The organism is Streptomyces sp. NPDC057424 (assembly GCF_042803315.1).
Lineage (GTDB): Bacteria > Actinomycetota > Actinomycetes > Streptomycetales > Streptomycetaceae > Streptomyces.
This window is the reverse complement of the sequence record NZ_JBHVCP010000001.1, coordinates 395,289-414,425: the sequence shown is the minus strand read 5'-3', so window position 1 is coordinate 414,425 and position 19,137 is coordinate 395,289. Positions and strand designations below refer to the sequence as shown.

The window sequence follows — 19,137 nt, the reverse complement described above, 5'->3', positions numbered from 1 at the left end:
TGACCGGTACTAATAGGCCGAGGGCTTGTCCTCAGTTGCTCGCGTCCACTGTGTTGGTTCTGAAACCACGAACAACCAAAGTGCCGGTTGTCAGTTTCATAGTGTTTCGGTGGTTATAGCGTAGGGGAAACGCCCGGTTACATTCCGAACCCGGAAGCTAAGCCTTACAGCGCCGATGGTACTGCAGGGGGGACCCTGTGGGAGAGTAGGACGCCGCCGAACAATTTTTGGGAAAACCCCCGCATCTTCTGATGCGGGGGTTTTCTGCGTTTCAGGACGGCTGAACAAGTTTCGTGTCGTACGCCAGGATGACCGCCTGAATGCGGTCGCGGGAACCGGTCTTCGTGAGGATGCGGCCCACGTGCGTTTTCACCGTCGACTCGGCCAGGTGGAGGCGGGTGGCTATCTCCGTGTTCGTCCAGCCCTGGCCGATGACCGTGAGGATCTCGCGTTCCCGGTCGGTCAGGGAAACGAGACGGGAGTCCTCCTGTGTTCCCACCTCGGCGGCAGGGTCGGCCGGGAGGTGGTGGACGTAGGCGTCCAGGAGACGGCGGGTCAGACTGGGGGCGACCACCGCGTCGCCCGTGGCCACCGCGCGGATGCCGGCAAGGAGTTCCTCGGGCTGGGCGTCCTTGACGAGGAAGCCGGAGGCCCCTGCGCGAAGGCCTGCGTAGGCGTACTCGTCCAGGTCGAAGGTGGTGACGATCAGGATGCGGGTGCGGTCGCCCGCGGCGGTGATGCGGCGGGTCGCCTCGATCCCGTCGAGACCGGGCATACGGATGTCCATGAGGACGACGTCGGGGTGGAACTCGGACGCCATGCGGACCGCTTCACCGCCGTTCGCCGCTTCTCCTACGACTGTCATGTCGTCCTGGCTCTCCAGCAGCATGCGAGAGCCGAAGCGCTGAAGGGGCTGGTCGTCGGCGATGAGGACCGTGGTCACTGCGGGGATTCCTCCGGGAGATGTAGACGGACGCGCCAGCCCCGCTCCGGGTGGGGGCGGGGGCCGGCCTCAAGTGTGCCGCCGTACAGGGCGGTTCGCTCGCGCATTCCGGTCAGTCCGCGGCCGCCCCGGGAAGTCCCGTCGGTGTCGCTGTCGTTGCCTGTGTCCGTGATCGTGACGGTGACGGCGGCCCTGTCCTCGTAGGAGAGCTCTATCTCCGCGGCTGCGGCGGGGCCGCCGTGTTTGAGGGTGTTGGTGAGGGCTTCCTGGATGACGCGGTAGACGGTGAGCTGGCGGCCCGGTGGGAGGGTGGGTCTGCCACGAGTGGTGGTGCTGACGAGGAGGCCTGCGGAGCGTACGCCGTCGAGGAGCCGGTCGAGATCGGTGAGGCCGGGCTGGGGGGCCAGGTCGGGCTGGTTCTTCTCCTCCTCGCGCAGGACGTCGAGGAGGCGACGGAGTTCGGTGAGGGCCTGGCGGCTGCTGGTGGCGATGGCGTCGAGGGCCTGGGCGGCACGTTCCGGGGACTTGGCGGCCGCATAGCGGCCGCCGTCCGCGAGGCCGGTGATGACGGAGAGGTTGTGGCCGATGATGTCGTGCATCTCGCGGGCGATGCGGGCGCGTTCGGCGGCGGTCGCGAGCTGGGCCTGCTGGTCGCGTTCGGTCTCCAGGCGGCGGGCGCGGTCCTCCAGGGCCTCGGTGTAGTTGCGGCGGGTGCGGACCGTGACGCCGATGAGGGCGGCCACGGTGATGGACATCAGGTGTGAGCCGATCTGCTGGTCCCATGTGCCCTCCCCGTGGCGGGCGGCCGACACGAGGACCGGGGCGATCACCAGGGCCGTCGCCCACCACAGGCCGCGCAGGGGGCGGCGCAGGGCGAGGTGGTAGACGAGGACCAGCTGGAGCAGGGCCGCCTGGAGAGCGGCACCGGTCCAGGCGTTGACGAGGGCGAAGGGGACCATGGCGGCCAGGGCGGCCCCGGGGTGGGCGCGGCGCCAGAGGAGCGGCGCCGAGAGGCCGAGGCTCATGGCCAGGAGGAGCCAGCCGGGTACGCCGAGGTGGTGGGCGTTGTTGCGCCAGCCTCCACCGGCGTAGTCGATCAGGGCGGCGGTCACCCAGAAGCCGGTGAAGTGGAGGTCCCACACCAGGGGGTGACGCCGGTCGAAGGCGCGCACCCTGTGAGTGAGGCGCTGGGCGTATTCGGTGAGGGGCTCCGGCGCCCGGTCTTCCGTCACGGGGTCCATCGTGGGGGATCCGGTGCCGGACGTCACACGTCTTTGCGGCGCAGGACCGCCGACGCGGCCGTGCGGACGACCGCCGTCCATCGGTTCGTGTGCCGTCAGCATGCTTCGATGCTCGTGCGTGCGGGGGCGGCCGGCGTCGGACCGGCGGGGGAATCGGGGTGAGGGGTGTCGTACCCGGGTACTACCGTGGCCGCATGAGCTATGTGATCCGGTCCGTCCGTGCTGGCGAGTGGGCCGCGGCGAAGGAGCTGCGGCTCGCGGCGCTGCGCGATCCGGTGGCGCACCTGGCTTTTCTGGAGACGTACGAGGAGGCCGCGGCCCGACCGGACTCCTTCTGGCAGGAGCGGACCGCGGGGGCCGCCGAAGGGGCGGACAAGGCGCAGCAGATCATCGCCGAGGGGCCGGACGGGCGGTGGGTGGGGACGCTGACCGTGCTCGTGGAGGAGCCCGGGACGACCGACTGGGCCGGGTATCCGGTGGAGCGGAAGCAGGGGCATGTGGTCGCCGTGTTCGTACGGCCCGAGGAGCGCGGGAGCGGGCTGACCGAGGTGCTGTTCGACGCGGCCCTGGAGTGGTCGTGGGGGCGGGGCCTTGAGCGGGTGCGGCTCATCGTGCACGAGGAGAACGGGCGGGCGCAGCGCTTCTACCGGCGGGCCGGGTTCGTGCCGAGTGGGCTGACCGTGCCGCTCGGGGACGCGGGGGAGCGGGAGTTGGAATTCGTGCTGGAGCGGGAGTGAGGGTCTCCGGCCGGCCGGAGTGAGCGTCTGCGGCCGGGGTGCCGGTCAGACCGGCAGTTCGTCGTGCGGCCAGCGGGCGCGGCCCTGTTCGCGGGACCGGAGCAGGGCCAGGGTCGGCATGCCCCGGTCCGCTCCGGTGGCCAGCAGCTCCGGAAGCTGGGGAAGCGGGGCCACGGCCGCGACGTCGTCCAGGACGAGCGTCATTGGTGGGTCGAGGCGACCGGAGGATGACCGTTCGGCCATGTGCCGGCCGCGCTCGACCACGCTGGAGACGAGGGCCGTCAGGAGGGGCATAGCGCCCGGGTTCGTCCTGGGGTCCTCGATGGATTCCCCCACCACATAAAGCGTGCCCCCTTCGTGGACGAAGGAATCCAAGGCGAGGGCATCAGTTCGGTTGGGAGTGCAGGATTCGCGGATGTTGACCGTGGAGAGGGCCGAGAGGGCGCGGGTGGTCAACTGCTGTGCCATGTCGCGGCGTTCGGGGTGGGCCGTGAGGGCGCCTTCCAGTTCGCCCGCGGAGCCGGGGGCGGCCTTGGGGTGGGTACGGAGGATGCGTACGGCGTCCTGGATCTGGGTGCCCTGGGACCAGCGGTGGACGTGCCGGATGGTGCGGCCGTCGATCGCTGCGGCGTGCAGGTAGCTCCGCAGGAGGGTGGCGGCCGTGTCGCTGACGGCCTGGTCGAGTTTGGCGGTGGGGCGGACGGGGGTGAGGAGGGCGGTGGCTCGTTCGGTCGCTGTCGCCTTGTCCTCGCAGCCGGTGGTGGGGGACCAGTGGAGGCGGGACGGGGTGTCGCAGAGGTGGGCGGGATCGTAGAGGTGGGTGGGGCCCAGTTTGGCCCTGGCGTCCTTGGTTTCCTGCCAGAGGGCGGGGTTCGAGGTGACGACGAGGGCCGGGCCTTCCGCGTCGCGTACCGCTTGGGTTGCGGTCGACTGGCGGGTTTCCTTCGGGGCTACGAGGATCTTCTCCCATCCGCCCACGCGTTCCTGGGCGAACAGGGAAGCCGGGGGTGTGGCGGGGGCGGTCGCTGTCGGAGCCGGGACCGTCGCCGGCTCCGGGGGGTGCGAGCGGGGCGTCGGCACCTCGTGCTGCACCGTCGTGGACACGTGCTCCTGCGCCGGGGCCGGCACCTCGTGCTGCGCGGGGGCCGGCACGTGCTGCGCCGGGGCCGGCACCTCATGCTGCGCCGGGGCCGGCCGCTCCTCCGCCGCGAGGATCCTCTCCTCCCGGCGCCTCGCCCGGAGGGCCCTCCACCGGGCCAGCGTGCCCATCACGAACACCGTCAGGACGATCAGGATCATCAGCTGGCCGATGAACAGACCCCAGAACAGGCCGTAGCCGGAGAGCTCGCCGGCAGGTGTGTCGGGCCAGGCGCCGGGGATGTCGTGGGGCTGGGCGATGAGGCCGCGCATGGCCAGCGGTGTGCGGGCGAAGGTGACGCCGGACGGCCAGGAGCCGTGGGCGAACAGGGCGGCGAGGCCGGTGGCCGTCCACACCAGCAGGGTCATGCCGAGGAGGAACGCGAGTAGGCCGACCAGCAGGCCGTCGGGGATGCCTCCCTGGCCGTCCCGCTGGATATGGCGGTCGTCCGGTCTCACGCGTCCTCCCCCTGTGCCTACGCCACCGTCGATTCGGAGTCGCCCAGGTGGTGCTCCACGAAGGCCGCGGCCCGTTCCTCCGCCTCGAGTTCGGCGGCGTGCAGGGCGTCGTCCGCGAGGTCGGCGGAGGACTGGGTCATCGCGCGGTCGGTGAAGACCAGCGGGCGTTCGGTCTCCGTGACCAGGTGTTTGACGACCTGGACGTTGCCGTTGACGTCCCAGACGGCGATACCGGGGGTGAGGGTCGGGATGATCTCGACGGCCCAGCGGGGGAGGCCCAGGACGCGGCCCGTCGCTCTGGCCTCGTCCGCCTTCTGGGCGTAGATCGTCCTGGTCGAGGCCATCTTGAGGATCGCCGCCGCTTCCCTGGCGGCCGCGCCGTCCACGACGTCCGACAGGTGGTGGACCACCGCCACGAACGACAGGCCCAGGCGCCGGCCGAACTTCAGCAGGCGCTGGAACAGCTGGGCGACGAAGGGGCTGTTGATGATGTGCCAGGCCTCCTCGACCAGGAAGATGCGCTTCACCCGGTCGGGGCGGATCCAGGTGTGCTCCAGCCACACGCCGACGATCGCCATGAGGATGGGCATGGCGATGGAGTTGCGGTCGATGTGGGACAGGTCGAAGACGATGAGCGGGGCGTCCAGGTCGATGCCGACCGTGGTGGGGCCGTCGAACATGCCGCGCAGGTCACCGTCGACCAGGCGGTCCAGGACCAGGGCGACGTCGAGGCCCCAGGCCCGTACGTCGTCTATGGCGACGTTCATCGCCTCGGCCGACTCGGGCTCGGGGTGGCGCAGTTGCTCGACGATGTCGGTCAGGACCGGCTGGCGGTCGACGATGGTGTCGTTGACGTAGGCGTGGGCGACCTTGAGGGCGAAGCCCGAGCGTTCGTCGAGGCCGTGCCCCATCGCGACCTCGATGATCGTCCGGAGCAGGGCCAGCTGGCCCGTGGTCGTGATCGCGGGGTCGAGCGGGTTGAGGCGGATGCCCATGTCCAGAGCCGCCATCGGGTCCAGGCGGATGGGGGTTATCCCCAGCTCCTGCGCGACGAGGTTCCATTCACCCACGCCGTCCTCGCCCTGGGCGTCCAGGACGACGACCTGGCGGTCCTTGAAGCGGAGCTGGCGCAGGACGTACGTCTTCTCCAGCGCCGACTTGCCGTTGCCGGACTCGCCGAGGACCAGCCAGTGGGGGGCGGGGAGCTGCTGGCCGTAGAGCTGGAAGGGGTCGTAGATGTAGCCCTTTCCGGAGTACACCTCGCGGCCGATGATGACGCCGGAGTCGCCGAGGCCGGGGGCGGCGGTCGGGAGGTAGACCGCCTGGGCCTGGCCCGTGGACGTGCGCACCGGGAGCCGGGTCGTCTCGACCTTCCCGAAGAGGAAGGACGTGAAGGCGTCGGTGAGGACGGACAGCGGGTCCCGCATAGGTCCTACCTCCGAATGCCGGTGGCGAAGGGAAGGGTGTTCACGAAGGCGCGGTGGTGCTCGCGGTCGCACCACTCCAGCTTCAGGTACGACTTTCCGGCCGAGGCCCTTATCGTCCGCTTGTCGCGGGCGAGGGCGTCGGGGGAGCGGGAGGAGACGGTGATGTAGCCGACGAGGTTGACGCCGGCGGCGCCGCTGGCGAGGTCCTCGCCGCGCTGGTCGAGCCGGGAGTTCGCGGCGACGTCGCGCGGGTCGAGGGTGCGGTTCATCTTGGCGGCGCGGGACGCCTCGGCCTCGTCGTTGGTCTTCTCCGTCAGCATGCGTTCGATGGCGACCTCGGTGGGTTCGAGGTCCATCGTGACGGCGACCGTGCGGATGACGTCCGGGGTGTGGACGAGGAGCGGGGCGAGGAAGTTGACGCCGACGGGGGTCATCGGCCACTCCTTCACCCAGGCGGTGGCGTGGCACCAGGGGGCGCGGGTGGAGGACTCGCGGGTCTTGGCCTGGAGGTAGGTGGGCTCCATGGCGTCCAGCTCGGCCGGCCAGGCGTTGCGCTTCGTCATCGCCTGGATGTGGTCGATCGGGTGGTCCGGGTCGTACATGGAGTGGATCAGTGAGGCCAGCCGTCCCTGGCCGAGCGGCTGCCGGACGCGGATGTCGGCCTCCTGCAGGCGCGAGCAGATGTCGGTGAGCTCGCGGGCCATGACGACGGCCAGTCCGGCGTCCCGGTCGATCTTGCCGCCGTGGGCGCGGGCGGCGCGGGCCATGGCGTTGGCCTCGGCGGCGAGGTCGCGCGTGTAGTGCATGCAGGCGACGAGGTAGGCGCGGTGCTGCTCGCTGCTGGTGGACACCATCGACTGGAGCTGGTCGTAGGACTCCTGGAGCCACGGCAGGGCCTTCTCGTCGCCGCGGACGGAGACGTCCTTGGCGTGGGCGTCCGGGTCGGCCGGGAGGGTGCGGGCCAGCATCTGGAGGCGGGTGACGAAACCGTCGCCGTTGGCCACGTGCTTGAGCAGGGTGCCGAAGCGGTCGACGAGTGCTTCCTGGTCCTCGCTGTCGCGCAGGCCGACGCCGGGGCCCTCGATCTCGATGGCGGCGGTGACGGTCTTGCGGTCGGCGTGCAGGAGCACGGCGATCTCGTCGGGGCCGAAGGGGGCGGCCAGCCAGGTGATGCGGCCGATGCCGGGGGGCGGGCCGATCTCCACCTCGCGGCCGTCCAGCCGGGTGCCGGCCTCGATGACGGCGGAGCGGTAGGCGGTGCCCTGTTTCAGGGTCCGCTTGTAGCTGCGGTTGATCTCGAACCACTTGTAGAACGTGCGGTGCTTGTACGGCACGTACACGGCGGCCAGTGCCAGCATCGGGAACCCGGCGAGCAGCACGATGCGCAGCGACAGCACCGGGACGAGGAGCCCGCACATCATGCCGAGGAACGCGCCCACGACGATCAGGGCGATCTCGCCGGTCTCGCGGTTGCGGCCGATGATCGCGTTCGGCCGGGCGCGGCCGATCAGATACGTCCGGCGGGGCGTGACCGGATGGGACACGTGGGACTCGGTCGTCAACGCCCTTCACCTCCCGTGCGGTTGGTACTGCTGTTGCGGGTGTTGCTGGCGTGGGGAGTGTTGACGGGACTGCTCGAACGGGGGGCGGGTGCGGCGGAGGGGACAGATCCGCCGCCGCCGTTCGAGGTCCGCCCACTGTGCGCGGCGACTCCGCCGGAGGCGGGGTTGCTGGGGCGGGGGGCGGAGGACTGGCTGCCTCCGCCGTTGTGGTCGGCGCGCGAGCTGTGGGTCTTGATGCCCTGCGCGACGAGGGTGGCCGGGGAGCTGATGACCGCGGCGGCCTTGCTCTCGGCGCCCTGCATGAGGCGGTTGTTGCGGGAGCCGGCGATCTCGTCGCCGAAGCCGGGGACGAAGCGGTAGATCATCGCGCTGGCGAAGATGGCGAGCAGGATGATGGCGAGGCCGGAGACGACGGCGGAGAAGGCGTTCGGGCCGTCGTCGGCGGAGAGTGCGCCGGCGAGGCCGAGGACGATGACGATCACCGGCTTGATGAGGATGACCGCGATCATGATGCCGGCCCAGCGGCGGACGTGGCCCCACAGGTTCTTGTCGACGAGGCCGGCGTAGACGACGGTGCCGAGGAGGGCGCCGACGTAGAGCAGGGCCGCGCGGATGACGAGCTCCAGCCACAGGACGCCGGCGGCGAGGATGCTGACCAGGGAGACGACGATCAGCATGATCGGGCCGCCGCCGATGTCCTCGCCCTTCTTGAGGGCTTCGGAGAACGTGCCGAAGAACGCGTCGGTCTGGTCGCCGGTGGCTTTGGCGAGGACCTCGGTGACGCCGTCGGTCGCGGAGACGACGGTGTAGAGGATCAGCGGGGTGAAGGCGGAGGCCAGGACGGTCAGCCAGAGGAAGCCGATGGCTTCGGTGAGGGCGGTGGTCAGGGGTACGCCGCGGACGGCCCGCTTGGCGACGGCCAGGAGCCAGAGCAGGAGCGTGAGGATCGTCGACGCGGCGAAGACGACCGCGTACTGCTGGAGGAACTTGGGGTTCGTGAAGTCGACGTTGGCGGTCTCCTTCACGGCCTCGCTGAGCTTGTCGACGGTCCAGGAGGCGGCGTCGGCGCAGCCCTTGGCGAGGGAGGAGAGGGGGTCGAGGGTGGAGGTGGGGTCGAGCCGGGAGGTCCCGCTGCCGCTGCCGCTGCCGCTGCCGCTGTCGGTGTCGCCTTCGCAGATCTCGAGCGCCCTGCCGGAGAGCAGGGAGCAGTTGTCGTTGCTGGGGCTGGGCGACGGTGTGGGCGCGGCCGTGGCCCGGGCGGCGAACAGGACCACGGCGGTCTGTACGGCGGTGAGGGTTGCGGCGACCTTGACTGCGCGGCGCGGACTACCGGGCATACGTGAACCCTCCGAACTCCTCGACGGCCTTGGAGATGTCTTCCGAGGTCGACACCTTGTTGTCGCCGTTGACCGGCGCGGGGCCTTCCTTCTGGGAGAAGCTGTCGACCTTCCAGTCGCCGTCGGTCCAGCGCAGGTGGAGGGTCATGGTGAACCAGTCGTTGGTGACGGGGTTCTGCGAGCTCTCCCCGGTCATCCCGAACACGCCGGTGCACCAGACCTCGACGGTGGCGGTGCTGCCCGAGAAGTCGGTGACTTTGGTGCCGACCGGCATAGTGCGGGAGACGTAGGTGCTGCCCTTGGGCGCTTCGCCGTTCTCGTCCAGGCCGACCTTCTCCAGGAACGCCTTGCTGTAGACCTGGTCGAGGTTTCTCTCCAGCTCGGAGACCTTGCCTGCGTCGAACACCTGACGAACGATCTCGGGCCGCCGCGCCGGCTTGAGGATGTCGGCGGAGACCAGTGCGACGGCGTAGTTCGCCGCGGCGCTCTCCGCCCCCTCCTGGTCCTGGGCGAAGCCCGACGGGATGCCGGCGGCCGACTTGGACTTGACGGGGCGTTGGCCGGAGGGGGCCGTTGCCGCCGCATCGGGCTTGCCGGAGGAGCCGTCCGTCGAAGAGGACTGGTCGCCGTCCCCCCGGTTCGCGAAGGCGATGGCTGCGATCAGGAGGACCACCACGCCGACCACGGTGACCAGGCTGCGGGAGGAGGAGCGGCGGCGGGGGTCGCCGAAGGCGTCGCCGGAGTCGGGCAGGCGGGTGCGGGTCTGGCCCGTGCCGCCGTAGCCGCCGGAGGACTCGTGGTCGTCACCGAGACTCATGCCGCGTACGCCCCCTCGACGTCGTGCGGAAACACTTCGTACCGGTCGTACTTCTCATACTCCTCGTACGACGGTAGCCGTGCTGGTTCCCGCGCGGGCGCGGTGTGGTGACTCGACATCAGGGAAACGCAACCTCAGCCGGTGGGCACGACGGGCGGGTGGGATGGAGAGGGAGGAGGAGCCGGGCGTGCCCGGCCGGGCGGATGGTGCCCGGGCTACACGGCCATGCCGTAGATGATGGTGAACAGCGTCCCGAGTGAGCCGATGATGAACACTCCCGTCAGGCCCGCGATGATGAGGCCCTTGCCCTGCTCCGCGCTGAAGGTGTCCCGCAGGGCGGTGGCTCCGATGCGCTGCTTGGCGGCGCCCCAGATCGCGATGCCGAGGCAGAGCAGGATGGCCACCGCCATCACGACCTCGATCATCACCTTCGCCTCGTTGCCCAGGCTGCCGAAGGGGCCCCAGTCCGGAGCGATCCCGCCGATGATGGTGTTGATGTCTCCCTTGTCGGCCGCAAAGAGCATGTAAGTCACCGCCCCTGTTGGGTAGTTCCGCGCCCTCTGCGGTCGTGCAGAGGTCAGGCCTCATTCTCGCCGACAATGATGCTGCCGGATGTCGACTTGGCGTCATTGATTGGCGGGTTTCGTACGAATACCTTGCCACCGTTCCGCTCCGGCCCCTAGAGGAGGTGACGGGCGGTGCACGAAGGATCGTATGGTCACTCTGTGTATCACGGCAGGTCACGCCGGGCAATGAGGCCTGAGCGGAACCTGGGGTGTGGTTCCGTCGTTGTGCCCTCTTGCGTTCTTTCTCACCTTTACAGGCTGTTTCTGACGGCTGGTCGGGTGAGTCGTAGCGCCGGTGTTCCCGGGGTGAAGGCTACCGGGCACGGCGTAGGGGCCGTGGCTTGGTTCGCCTCGGCCCGTCCGTCCCTTGCCGGCCCCGGGCCTTCACGGCGCCCGGTGGTGCTTCTCGGTGACGGCCTGTCACCGGCTGGAAGGTGTCAGCCAGTGAAGGCGCCGAGTCCCTCCGGGGGGCCCAGGCCGGTCGGACCGTCGTAGCCCGTCCGGGCGGTGCAGAAGTAGCTGGTGGTGCAGCTGCCGTTGCTGCCGCTGGTGACGTCGCTCAGGGCGGATGTGTTCGCGTAGGGGAATTCGGACGGGTAGGAGCCGGTGGACGGGGTGCCCGCGAGGGTGTAGACGCTCGCGATGGCCGAGACGCCGGCGCGTTGGAGCGCGGACTGAACTAGCCTGCCGAGTCGCACTTGTGTGCGGGGCCCGGTCCATCTGGCGGCCTCTTCGCTGATACCGAGGATTACGGAGTGCAGGGGTACATGACCAAGGAAGCCGATGGGCAACGTCAGTCCGCCGGGGCCGATACTGCGATGACCCTCGTCTTGCTCGTCCTCGACACCTTCGCGTTCTTCGTGCTGTGGGTCGGAGTCGTCGGCCTTATGGGGTGGGATCCGGGCGCGGAAGACTCGGCCAACTCCAGCCGCGCCTACCTCACGGCCGCAGTCGTCACCGCGGTCTTCGGAGCCGGGTCCACCTGGTTCCTGCACGCATTGCGCTTCAGAGCCGCCACCGTCGTCCACGCCCTCCTCTTCGCCGTCATGGCGTTTGTCTTCGCCACTGGCCCTCAGCTCCTGGACAAAGCCGTCAACTGAGGGGCTTGACAGCCCGCGCGGGGTGGGCTGACCAGTCGGTCTGGGCGGGGTGACGTGGGTTTCGTCGTGCTCGTCCAAATGATCTCGCAGGTGGTGGTCGGACGCGTGGGGTGCGTCCGTGCTGCGCGAACTGGGTGAGTCAGCGGGCGGGAAGCTGCTGTGGGCCGGGTGTCGGTGATGTCGAAGGTCGAGCAGCGGCTCGGGAGGAAGTCGGCGGCGGGCGATCCGTGGTGCCCCTGTGCGCCGCCCGCTCCGGGCGTGCCCCCGTCGTGCCGCCCGTGCCCTGGCCTGTTCCTCCTTCCGCCCCCGACTCTCCTCTCCGTGATCATTCCGGAGCGCGGTGGCCGCCTCTACACTGACCAACGGACTCCTGGGCGGCGAGGGGCGGTTGACGGTGCGTAAGGCATGGATCGTGGCGAGTGTTGCGATCAGCTCCGCGCTGGCCTTCGTGATGCTGCTCGTCGTCGGGGTCTATCTCGTCGCCGGGAACCTCGTCAACGGGGTGGGCGGTGGGGCGAAAACGCTGGCCAAGGGGTCGGTGCCCGCCGCGTACGCGGCACTCGTACAGAAGTGGGGCAACCTCTGCCCCGCCATCAGTCCGGCCCTGCTCGCCGCCCAGCTCTACCAGGAGAGCGGCTTCAACCCCAGGGCCCAGAGCCACGCCGCCGCGCAGGGGATAGCGCAGTTCATCCCCGGCACCTGGGCCAGCCACGGTATCGACGGCGACGGCGACGGCGACCGTGACGTGTGGGACCCGAAGGACGCGATTCCCTCGGCCGCCTCGTACGACTGCGAACTCGCGTCGTACGTGAAGAAGGTTGGCGGAAATCCGACCGAAAACATGCTGGCCGCCTACAACGCGGGGGCGTACGCGGTGATCAAGTACGGGGGCGTGCCGCCGTACAGCGAGACCAGGAACTACGTGAAGCGGATCACGACGCTCTCGGAGAGCTTCGCTGCGCCGGTCGGGCGGGTCGATCCCTCCGAGCAGGCCGCCGCCGCGATCGAGTACGCGCAGAAGAAGCTCGGCACGCCCTATCTCTGGGGCGGCACCGGCACCGCTGAGCAGGGCGGACGCTTCGACTGCTCGGGACTGACCCAGGCCGCCTACGAGACCGTGGGCATCAAGCTGCCGCGTGTCGCCAACGACCAGTACAACGCCGGTCCGCACCCCGCGCGTGACGAACTGCTCCCCGGCGACCTGGTGTTCTTCTCGGACGACCTCACCAATTCCCGTGCCATCCGGCATGTCGGCATTTATGTCGGAGGCGGGTACATGATCGACGCGCCCCGGACCGGTGCCGTCATCCGGTTCGACCCGATCGACACCCCCGACTACTTCGGAGCCACCCGCGTCACCGAAGATGGCGCGAAAGCACTGCCCACGACGGTGTGAACCGTGTGTGAACCCACCCCCTGAGCTGCGAAGACGTATCTCTCTTCGATAACGTCTGAGTGATCATTCGGTGGAGTGTGGAACGTATCAACGGGGGCCGTGCGTTCCTGGTGACGTAGCCGAGCAGACGTTCATTCGGCACGTGTCACGCACGTGTGCGGCGGAAGTGGGTCTGCAACCACGGGGGTGGCAGCAGCGGCGCACACACAGGTGCGCCGGGAGAGACGACGAAGGGGCCGCAGCACCATGGCTGGACTCGCCGATTCCGGGGCGAACCCCGACGTCGACCTGCTTTACGACATCAATGGCCTGGCCAAGGACGCGCCGGCCTGGTTCGACCGCGTCATGGAGTACGTCGGTGAGTACGGGCTGCTGCTCGCCATCGTCCTGCTCGTGGTGGGGTGCTGGTGGTCCGTGCGGCGGCGGGGCGACGAGGACGCGGCATCCACCGTCGCGGCGCTGGTCTGGGCGCCGTTGGCCGCCGGTGTCGCGGTCCTGGTGAACGTGCCCATACGGGGCTTCGTGGAGCGACCCCGGCCGTTCCTGGACCATCAGGGGCTCGAGGTGCTCGTCCAGGGCAAGACCGACTACTCGTTCGTCAGCGACCACGCGACGATCGTCATGGCGCTGGCCGTCGGCCTGTTCGTCGCCAACCGGAGGTTCGGACTCGTCGGGCTCGTGCTGGCGTTGTTCGGCGGGTTCATCCGCGTCTACATGGGCGTGCACTACCCGACGGACGTCGTGGGCGGGTTCGCGCTGGGGACGGCTGTGGCGCTGCTGCTGTCGCCGCTCGCCATGGCCCTGCTGATTCCCCTGGTGAGGGCCGTTGAGCGGTCGCCCCGGGCGGGGTGGCTGGTGCGCAGCGGAGGGCGGGCCGAGCGGGAGGACACGGTGATCCCCGAGGCGCGCAACGAGCAGGCCTCGGACAGGCACCTCGCCGCCTAGTAGTGCTTCGTTAAGCACTACTAGCCCGCAGGCCGCCCGGCGCGAAGGCGCAACCCGTCCACGCGCGAAGGCGTAACCCGTCTACAGCGCCTGGGGGTACGTGAAGAAGCGGTGGGGGTCGTACTGCTTCTTCAGCTTGGCCAGGCGGGTTGCCGCATCCCCGTAGTACGCCTTGCGCCAGTCGGTCAGGGTCGGGTCCGTGTAGTTCTGGTAGGCCGCCCCCGAGGCGTACGGGCGCATCGACTTGTGCGCGGAGGCCAGCCAGTCCCGGGCCGTCGCACCGCTCGTGCCGGCCCGCCACGCGGCGATGTACTGGGCCAGCATGCGGGAGCGGCGGTGGACGAACGCCGTGGACGTGGGGGAGACGCGGTTGACCGCGCCGCCGAGGGCGGTCAGCGCGATGCTGCCCGTGCCGCCGCGCACCGAACCGATCCGGGACAGCAGCGTGCGGATGCCGGCCGTGGAGAGGGAACGGTCGAAGAAGTCCGACGCCGCGGCGTACGTCTCGCGGCCCAGCGCGCCCTTCGGGGAGCGGCCCGGGGTCGGGCCGGGCAGATGGCACTGCGCGTCCGTCGCAAATGAGGAGCAGCCCGCGTACACCTCCATCGACTCCTCGTAGGAGCGGCGCTTCAGGGAGACGCTGCGGGCCGGGGTGCCGACACGGTCGGCGAGACGGCCGACGGCGTTCTCCAGTTCGCCGTAGGTGCCGAGGGAGAACGCCGAGACCGAGACGGTCGGGGTGCCGCCCGCGGCATTCGCCAGGTGCAGGGACGACCAGATCTCGTCGGGCTGTGACGGGCCCCACTCCTGCCACGCCTTCACCACCGCGGCCGCCTTCGACCAGGGCCAGGACAGGTACGCCGAGACGCCCTGCGGGGCCGGATGGGTCGTGAAGCGCAGCTCCGTGACCACGCCGAAGTTGCCGTTGCCGGCGCCGCGCAGGGCCCAGAAGAGGTCCTTGTTCTCCCGGGAGCCGGCGGTGAGCTGCTTGCCGTCGGCGGTGATCAGGGTGGCCTGGGTGAGGCTGTCGCAGGTCAGGCCGTAGGCGCGGGACACCACGCCGTGGCCGCCGCCGAGGGTGAGGCCCGAGACGCCGACGGTCGGGCAGGAGCCGGCGGGGATCGTGACGCCCTTCGCGGCGAGGGCGCGGTAGACGTCGATGAGTTTGGCGCCGGCGCCGACCACCGCGGTGGTGCCGGAGGCCCGGACGCGGTTGAGCTTCGAGACGTCGATGATCAGACGGCCGTCGCCTGAGGACCAGCCGGCGTAGGAGTGGCCGCCGTTGCGGATCGCCACGCGCAGGGCGTGGGCGCGGGCGTAGGCCAGGGCGGTGCGGATGTCGTCCGGGTGGGACACGTACACGACCGCGGCGGGCTTCAGGTTGTCGAAGCGGGTGTTGTAGAGCTGCCGGGCGGCGGGCCAGTCGGCGTCGCCGGGGCGGACGAGGGGGCCGTCGAGGTCGCCGGCCAGGGCGGTCCAGCCGGCGGCGGTGGATTTCGACGTGGTGGTGCGGGAAGCGGTGGAGGCCGTGGCCCCGGAGCGGGTGCCCGACGGTGTGCAGGCGGTGGTGAAGGGGGTCGCGGCCGCGGCGATCGCCGCCGTGCCGGCTGTGAGGATCGTGCGCCGTTCCATGGGGCCTCCCGGTGGTTCCGTCCTGGGAGACGGGGGGCAGGGGGTGGGGGTTCCCTGGGTCCGGCCGCAGCGGGGCAGCGTCCGCCACGGTCTCAACCCGCCGTGTGTTTCTCCGCGTCCGTGCGTGCCTGGCTTCTCGCTCTTCGCGCCGGGCCGCGCCAGCCGCAGGCGCATCGGGCCATGCAGAAACGGCCCTTCTCCGTGGTTGTCGTGCGGTGTTCCGGAAGGTTGGGGGGAGGTTCCAGCCCGTCCTGCTGCGCCACGGTGACCACGTTACCCACCACAGGTGAACGGTCCGTGCGGCGGGCGGGGGCGGGATCGCGTGACGGGGGCACAAACCCGTCGTTAACCGGAACAACGAGGGGGCCCGTGACGGACGTACCGGCTGGGGGTAGGCAGGCGATGACTGGGCGGCAGCGGGAACGGCGGCACAGGCGGACGGGCGCGGCGCTCGTCGCGGCCGGGGTCCTGGCCGGGGTGGGGCTGGGGACCGCGGGGTGCTCCGGGGGTGACGCGGTCGCCGGGGGTGCCCGTGGCGGGGACGCGGTCGGCGCGCTGCGGCAGGCCGCCGACCGGCTCGTCGACGCGAGGAGTTCGAAGGCCCGTACGTCGATGGAGATGGCCGCCGGCGGGACGCGGGTGACCATCCGGGGTGCCGGGGTGTACGACTACCGCAAGCGGATGGGGCAGCTCAAGGTGCTGCTGCCGCAGGATCCCGCGGGGACCGCCGAGCGCCGGCCGATCACCGAACTGCTCGCGCCGGGAGCACTGTTCATGAAGAACCGGGGCGCCGGTGTGCCCCCGGACAAGTGGGTGCGGGTGGACACGCGGACGCTGTCCGACGGGAACCTCGTCACCGGTGGGGCCACCGACCCGTTCACGGCGGCCGAGGTGCTGCTCGGGACGCGGACGGCGACGTATGTGGGCAGGACCGAGGTCGCGGGAACCGGAGTGCGGCACTACCGGGGGACGGCGGACCTCGGTGCCGCGGCCCGGCGTGCCTCGGCCGGGAACAAGGGGCCTCTGCAGGCCGCGGCCAAGGGGTTCGCCACCGCCGAAGTGCCGTTCGACGCCTACCTCGACGACGAGGGACGCATCCGCAAGGTCAGGCACCGCTTCAGCTTCCTGAACGGGCGGCAGAAAAGCCCCGTGGCCGTGGCCTCGACCACGCTGCTCTACGATTTCGGGGCCTCGGCGCGCGTACGGTTGCCGGAAACCGGCGACATCTACGCGGGCAAGATCGCCGAGGAGTGACCGGCGTGAACTAGCCCGTCCGTGCCATGCGCGGTATGGAGTCAGCTCCCTACTCTAGGAAGCCGGACGGTAGAGATGAGGTGATGCACGTGGCTCCGGTCGGCGGTACGGCAGTTCAGGACCACGTGGCCCTCGCCGAGATCGAGCTGTGCGGAGAGCTGATCATCGCGGCCTCGGCCGCCCAGGAGCGGCTCAGCCTGGAGAGCATCGACGAGGTGCTGAAAGTGGCCGAGGAGCGGGACTCCGCCAGGCGCTGACCCCCGGCCGTGGGACCCGGTTCACGTCCGCAGCATGCGGGCGATCGCCTGGGTCGCCTCCTTCACCTTCGCGTCGATCTCGTCACCGCCCTTGCGGGCCCCCTGAGCGGAGCTCTCCACGGCTGCCGTGGCGACGCAGTGCCTCAGGTGCTCCTCCAGCAGTTGCAGCGCGAAGGACTGCAGGGCCTTGGTGGAGGCGGAGACCTGCGTGAGTATGTCGATGCAGTAGACGTCCTCGTCGACCATGCGCTGCAGGCCGCGGATCTGACCCTCGATGCGGCGCAGGCGTTTGAGATGTTCGTCCTTCTGCTTGTGGTACCCGTGCACGTCGTGGTCGTGGTCGTGGTCGTGATCGGCCGCCACGGCCGCACCAGCGGTGCCGGTGGTGACATGTGCGACATCTGTCGTGTCGGTCACGTCCGTCATCGCTTCCTCCTGGTGGGCAGTGGGCCGACTTATACCCCTACTGGGTATATGGTACCGAACTTTGCGGGGTACACGGCCCTGGAAACCGCCCCCGTGCTCATCCCCGTTCCCGATGGGCGACACTGGTGGGCGGCCCGATAGCCGTGGCCGGATGATGCGCCTAGCATCAGCCTGACCGAAACCGAAGCACCCCGAGGACCCCACGTGCGCTTTCGTCTGACCCCCAGGGAGACGAGCTTCTACGACATGTTCGCCGCCTCCGCGGACAACATCGTCACGGGCTCGAAGCTCCTGATGGAACTGCTCGGGGCGGACACACCCGCCCGGGCCGAGATCGCAGAGCGTATGCGGGCAGCGGAACACGCAGGTGACGACGCCACGCACGCGATCTTCCACCAGCTGAACTCCTCCTTCATCACGCCGTTCGACCGCGAGGACATCTACTCCCTCGCCTCGTCCCTCGACGACATCATGGACTTCATGGAGGAGGCCGTCGACCTGGTCGTCCTCTACAACATCGAGGAACTGCCCAAGGGTGTCGACCAGCAGATCGAGGTCCTGGCGCGCGCTGCCGAACTGACGGCCGAAGCGATGCCGCATCTGCGCACCATGGAGAACCTCACCGAGTACTGGATCGAGGTCAACCGGCTGGAGAACCAGGCCGACCAGATCCACCGCAAGCTGCTGGCGCACCTCTTCAACGGCAAGTACGACGCCATGGACGTGCTCAAGCTCAAGCAGATCGTGGACGTGCTGGAGGAAGCGGCGGACGCGTTCGAGCACGTGGCGAACACGGTGGAGACCATCGCCGTCAAGGAGTCCTGAGCCCTTCATGGACACCTTCGCTCTGGTCGTGACCATCGCGGTCGCGCTCTTCTTCACGTACACCAACGGCTTTCACGATTCGGCGAACGCGATCGCCACGTCCGTCTCGACGCGGGCACTGACGCCCAAGGCCGCGCTGGCCATGGCCGCGGTGATGAACCTCGCCGGTGCGTTCATGGGCTCCGGGGTCGCCAAGACCGTCAGTGAGGGGCTGATCCAGACACCGACCGGGTCGAAGGGGATGGGCATCCTCTTCGCCGCGCTGGTGGGCGCGATCGTCTGGAACCTCATCACCTGGTACTTCGGGCTGCCCTCGTCGTCCTCGCACGCGTTGTTCGGCGGGATGGTCGGTGCGGCGCTGGCCGGCGGGACGACCGTCTACTGGCAAGGGGTGCTGGAGAAGGTCGTCATCCCCATGTTCATCTCCCCGGTGGTCGGTCTGCTGGCCGGCTATCTGGTGATGACCGCGATCATGTGGATCTTCCGGAAGGCCAACCCGCACAAGGCCAAGAGGGGTTTCCGGATAGCGCAGACCGTCTCGGCGGCCGGCATGGCGCTGGGTCACGGTCTGCAGGACGCGCAGAAGACCATGGGCATCGTGGTGATGGCGCTCGTCATCGCCGATGTCGAGGACTACGGCGACCCGATCCCAGTGTGGGTCAAGATCGCCTGTGCCGTGATGCTGTCGCTGGGGACGTACGCCGGTGGCTGGCGGATCATGCGGACGCTGGGGCGGAAGATCATCGAGCTGGACCCGCCGCAGGGCTTCGCGGCGGAGACGACGGGCGCGTCGATCATGTTCACGACGGCGTTCCTGTTCAAGGCGCCGATCTCCACGACCCACGTCATCACGTCCGCGATCATGGGTGTCGGGGCGACGAAGCGGTTGAACGCCGTGCGGTGGGGTGTCGCCAAGAACATCATCCTGGGCTGGTTCATCACGATGCCGGCCGCCGCGCTGGTGGCCGCGGCCTCGTTCGGGATCGTCCACCTGGCGTTCCTGTAGCGCACCCGGCGCATACGAAAGGAGCCCGCCCCCGGGAGCCGGGGGCGGGCTCTTTTTCGGCCTCACGGTG

At 69.7% G+C, this 19,137-nt stretch carries 18 protein-coding genes, 1 rRNA gene and 1 pseudogene; 9 read left to right on the top strand and 11 right to left on the bottom strand.

Annotated elements, in window-relative coordinates; translation table 11 throughout:
- Nucleotides 1-105: 105 nt before the first annotated feature.
- Nucleotides 106-222 (top strand): 5S ribosomal RNA (gene rrf / locus ACFU3E_RS02100).
- Between the two features lie 49 nt (nucleotides 223-271).
- On the opposite strand, the gene ACFU3E_RS02095 is transcribed toward rrf, so the two are convergent.
- Nucleotides 272-943: a response regulator gene (locus ACFU3E_RS02095; protein ID WP_384150573.1), complete on the bottom strand. Its 672-nt coding sequence runs from the start codon at nucleotides 941-943 to the stop codon at nucleotides 272-274.
- Complete coding sequence (locus ACFU3E_RS02090) at nucleotides 940-2,184, bottom strand: sensor histidine kinase (RefSeq protein ID WP_384150570.1); 1,245 nt, start codon at nucleotides 2,182-2,184, stop codon at nucleotides 940-942. Before ACFU3E_RS02090 ends, ACFU3E_RS02095 begins: the two co-directional genes overlap by 4 nt.
- A 194-nt stretch (nucleotides 2,185-2,378) precedes the next feature.
- Here ACFU3E_RS02090 and ACFU3E_RS02085 point away from each other — a divergent pair, with 194 nt between their 5' ends.
- Nucleotides 2,379-2,921 carry a GNAT family N-acetyltransferase gene (locus tag ACFU3E_RS02085; RefSeq protein ID WP_384150567.1) on the top strand — a complete coding sequence of 181 codons (543 nt, stop codon included), beginning with the start codon at nucleotides 2,379-2,381 and terminating at the stop codon, nucleotides 2,919-2,921.
- Between the two features lie 45 nt (nucleotides 2,922-2,966).
- On the opposite strand, the gene ACFU3E_RS02080 is transcribed toward ACFU3E_RS02085, so the two are convergent.
- The 7 genes and pseudogenes from ACFU3E_RS02080 to ACFU3E_RS02050 form a co-directional block, all read right to left on the bottom strand.
- Nucleotides 2,967-4,517: a type IV secretory system conjugative DNA transfer family protein gene (locus tag ACFU3E_RS02080; protein WP_384150564.1), complete on the bottom strand. Its 1,551-nt coding sequence runs from the start codon at nucleotides 4,515-4,517 to the stop codon at nucleotides 2,967-2,969.
- A 17-nt stretch (nucleotides 4,518-4,534) separates the two neighbouring features.
- The gene (locus ACFU3E_RS02075; protein ID WP_384150561.1) at nucleotides 4,535-5,944 is read right to left on the bottom strand and encodes an ATP-binding protein; all 1,410 of its coding nucleotides are present in this window, start codon (nucleotides 5,942-5,944) and stop codon (nucleotides 4,535-4,537) included.
- 5 nt (nucleotides 5,945-5,949) lie between these two features.
- Nucleotides 5,950-7,506: an SCO6880 family protein gene (locus ACFU3E_RS02070; RefSeq protein WP_384150558.1), complete on the bottom strand. Its 1,557-nt coding sequence runs from the start codon at nucleotides 7,504-7,506 to the stop codon at nucleotides 5,950-5,952.
- Entirely contained in the window at nucleotides 7,503-8,843 is a 1,341-nt protein-coding gene (locus ACFU3E_RS02065; protein ID WP_384150555.1) for a hypothetical protein, read from the bottom strand. The genes ACFU3E_RS02070 and ACFU3E_RS02065 overlap by 4 nt, the downstream gene beginning before the upstream one ends.
- Nucleotides 8,833-9,660, bottom strand: coding sequence for a hypothetical protein (locus ACFU3E_RS02060; protein ID WP_384150553.1), 828 nt, complete (start codon nucleotides 9,658-9,660; stop codon nucleotides 8,833-8,835). Before ACFU3E_RS02060 ends, ACFU3E_RS02065 begins: the two co-directional genes overlap by 11 nt.
- Nucleotides 9,661-9,875: 215 nt before the next feature.
- Nucleotides 9,876-10,184: a hypothetical protein gene (locus tag ACFU3E_RS02055; RefSeq protein ID WP_248511108.1), complete on the bottom strand. Its 309-nt coding sequence runs from the start codon at nucleotides 10,182-10,184 to the stop codon at nucleotides 9,876-9,878.
- Between the two features lie 479 nt (nucleotides 10,185-10,663).
- Nucleotides 10,664-10,870: pseudogene (locus ACFU3E_RS02050) on the bottom strand (peptidase S8); the annotation flags it as partial.
- Nucleotides 10,871-10,993: 123 nt separating this feature from the next.
- Here ACFU3E_RS02050 and ACFU3E_RS02045 point away from each other — a divergent pair.
- From ACFU3E_RS02045 to ACFU3E_RS02035, 3 genes are all read left to right on the top strand, one after another.
- Nucleotides 10,994-11,326: a hypothetical protein gene (locus ACFU3E_RS02045; protein ID WP_384150550.1), complete on the top strand. Its 333-nt coding sequence runs from the start codon at nucleotides 10,994-10,996 to the stop codon at nucleotides 11,324-11,326.
- Between the two features lie 451 nt (nucleotides 11,327-11,777).
- Complete coding sequence (locus tag ACFU3E_RS02040) at nucleotides 11,778-12,722, top strand: NlpC/P60 family protein (protein ID WP_384150622.1); 945 nt, start codon at nucleotides 11,778-11,780, stop codon at nucleotides 12,720-12,722.
- 246 nt (nucleotides 12,723-12,968) lie between these two features.
- Nucleotides 12,969-13,667 (top strand): phosphatase PAP2 family protein, encoded by a 699-nt coding sequence (locus ACFU3E_RS02035; protein WP_384150547.1) that lies wholly within the window; start codon nucleotides 12,969-12,971, stop codon nucleotides 13,665-13,667.
- 81 nt (nucleotides 13,668-13,748) lie between these two features.
- Here the strand turns inward: ACFU3E_RS02035 and ACFU3E_RS02030 are convergent, their stop codons facing one another.
- The gene (locus tag ACFU3E_RS02030; protein WP_384150544.1) at nucleotides 13,749-15,299 is read right to left on the bottom strand and encodes an FAD-binding oxidoreductase; all 1,551 of its coding nucleotides are present in this window, start codon (nucleotides 15,297-15,299) and stop codon (nucleotides 13,749-13,751) included.
- Nucleotides 15,300-15,701: 402 nt separating this feature from the next.
- Here ACFU3E_RS02030 and ACFU3E_RS02025 point away from each other — a divergent pair, with 402 nt between their 5' ends.
- Together ACFU3E_RS02025 and ACFU3E_RS02020 are read left to right on the top strand one after the other, a co-directional pair.
- A complete protein-coding gene (locus ACFU3E_RS02025) occupies nucleotides 15,702-16,553 on the top strand; it encodes a hypothetical protein (protein ID WP_384150542.1) in 852 nt (283 codons plus the stop codon).
- An 83-nt stretch (nucleotides 16,554-16,636) separates the two neighbouring features.
- Nucleotides 16,637-16,810, top strand: a complete 174-nt coding sequence (locus tag ACFU3E_RS02020; RefSeq protein ID WP_384150539.1) for a hypothetical protein — start codon at nucleotides 16,637-16,639, stop codon at nucleotides 16,808-16,810.
- A gap of 21 nt (nucleotides 16,811-16,831) precedes the next feature.
- Here the strand turns inward: ACFU3E_RS02020 and ACFU3E_RS02015 are convergent, their stop codons facing one another.
- Nucleotides 16,832-17,236 (bottom strand): metal-sensitive transcriptional regulator, encoded by a 405-nt coding sequence (locus ACFU3E_RS02015; RefSeq protein WP_384150536.1) that lies wholly within the window; start codon nucleotides 17,234-17,236, stop codon nucleotides 16,832-16,834.
- A 204-nt stretch (nucleotides 17,237-17,440) separates the two neighbouring features.
- On the opposite strand from ACFU3E_RS02015, the gene ACFU3E_RS02010 reads away from it, so the two are divergent.
- Nucleotides 17,441-18,061, top strand: a complete 621-nt coding sequence (locus tag ACFU3E_RS02010) for a DUF47 domain-containing protein (RefSeq protein WP_384150533.1) — start codon at nucleotides 17,441-17,443, stop codon at nucleotides 18,059-18,061.
- Nucleotides 18,062-18,068: 7 nt separating this feature from the next.
- Nucleotides 18,069-19,067: an anion permease gene (locus tag ACFU3E_RS02005; protein ID WP_384150530.1), complete on the top strand. Its 999-nt coding sequence runs from the start codon at nucleotides 18,069-18,071 to the stop codon at nucleotides 19,065-19,067.
- Nucleotides 19,068-19,137 lie beyond the last annotated feature (70 nt).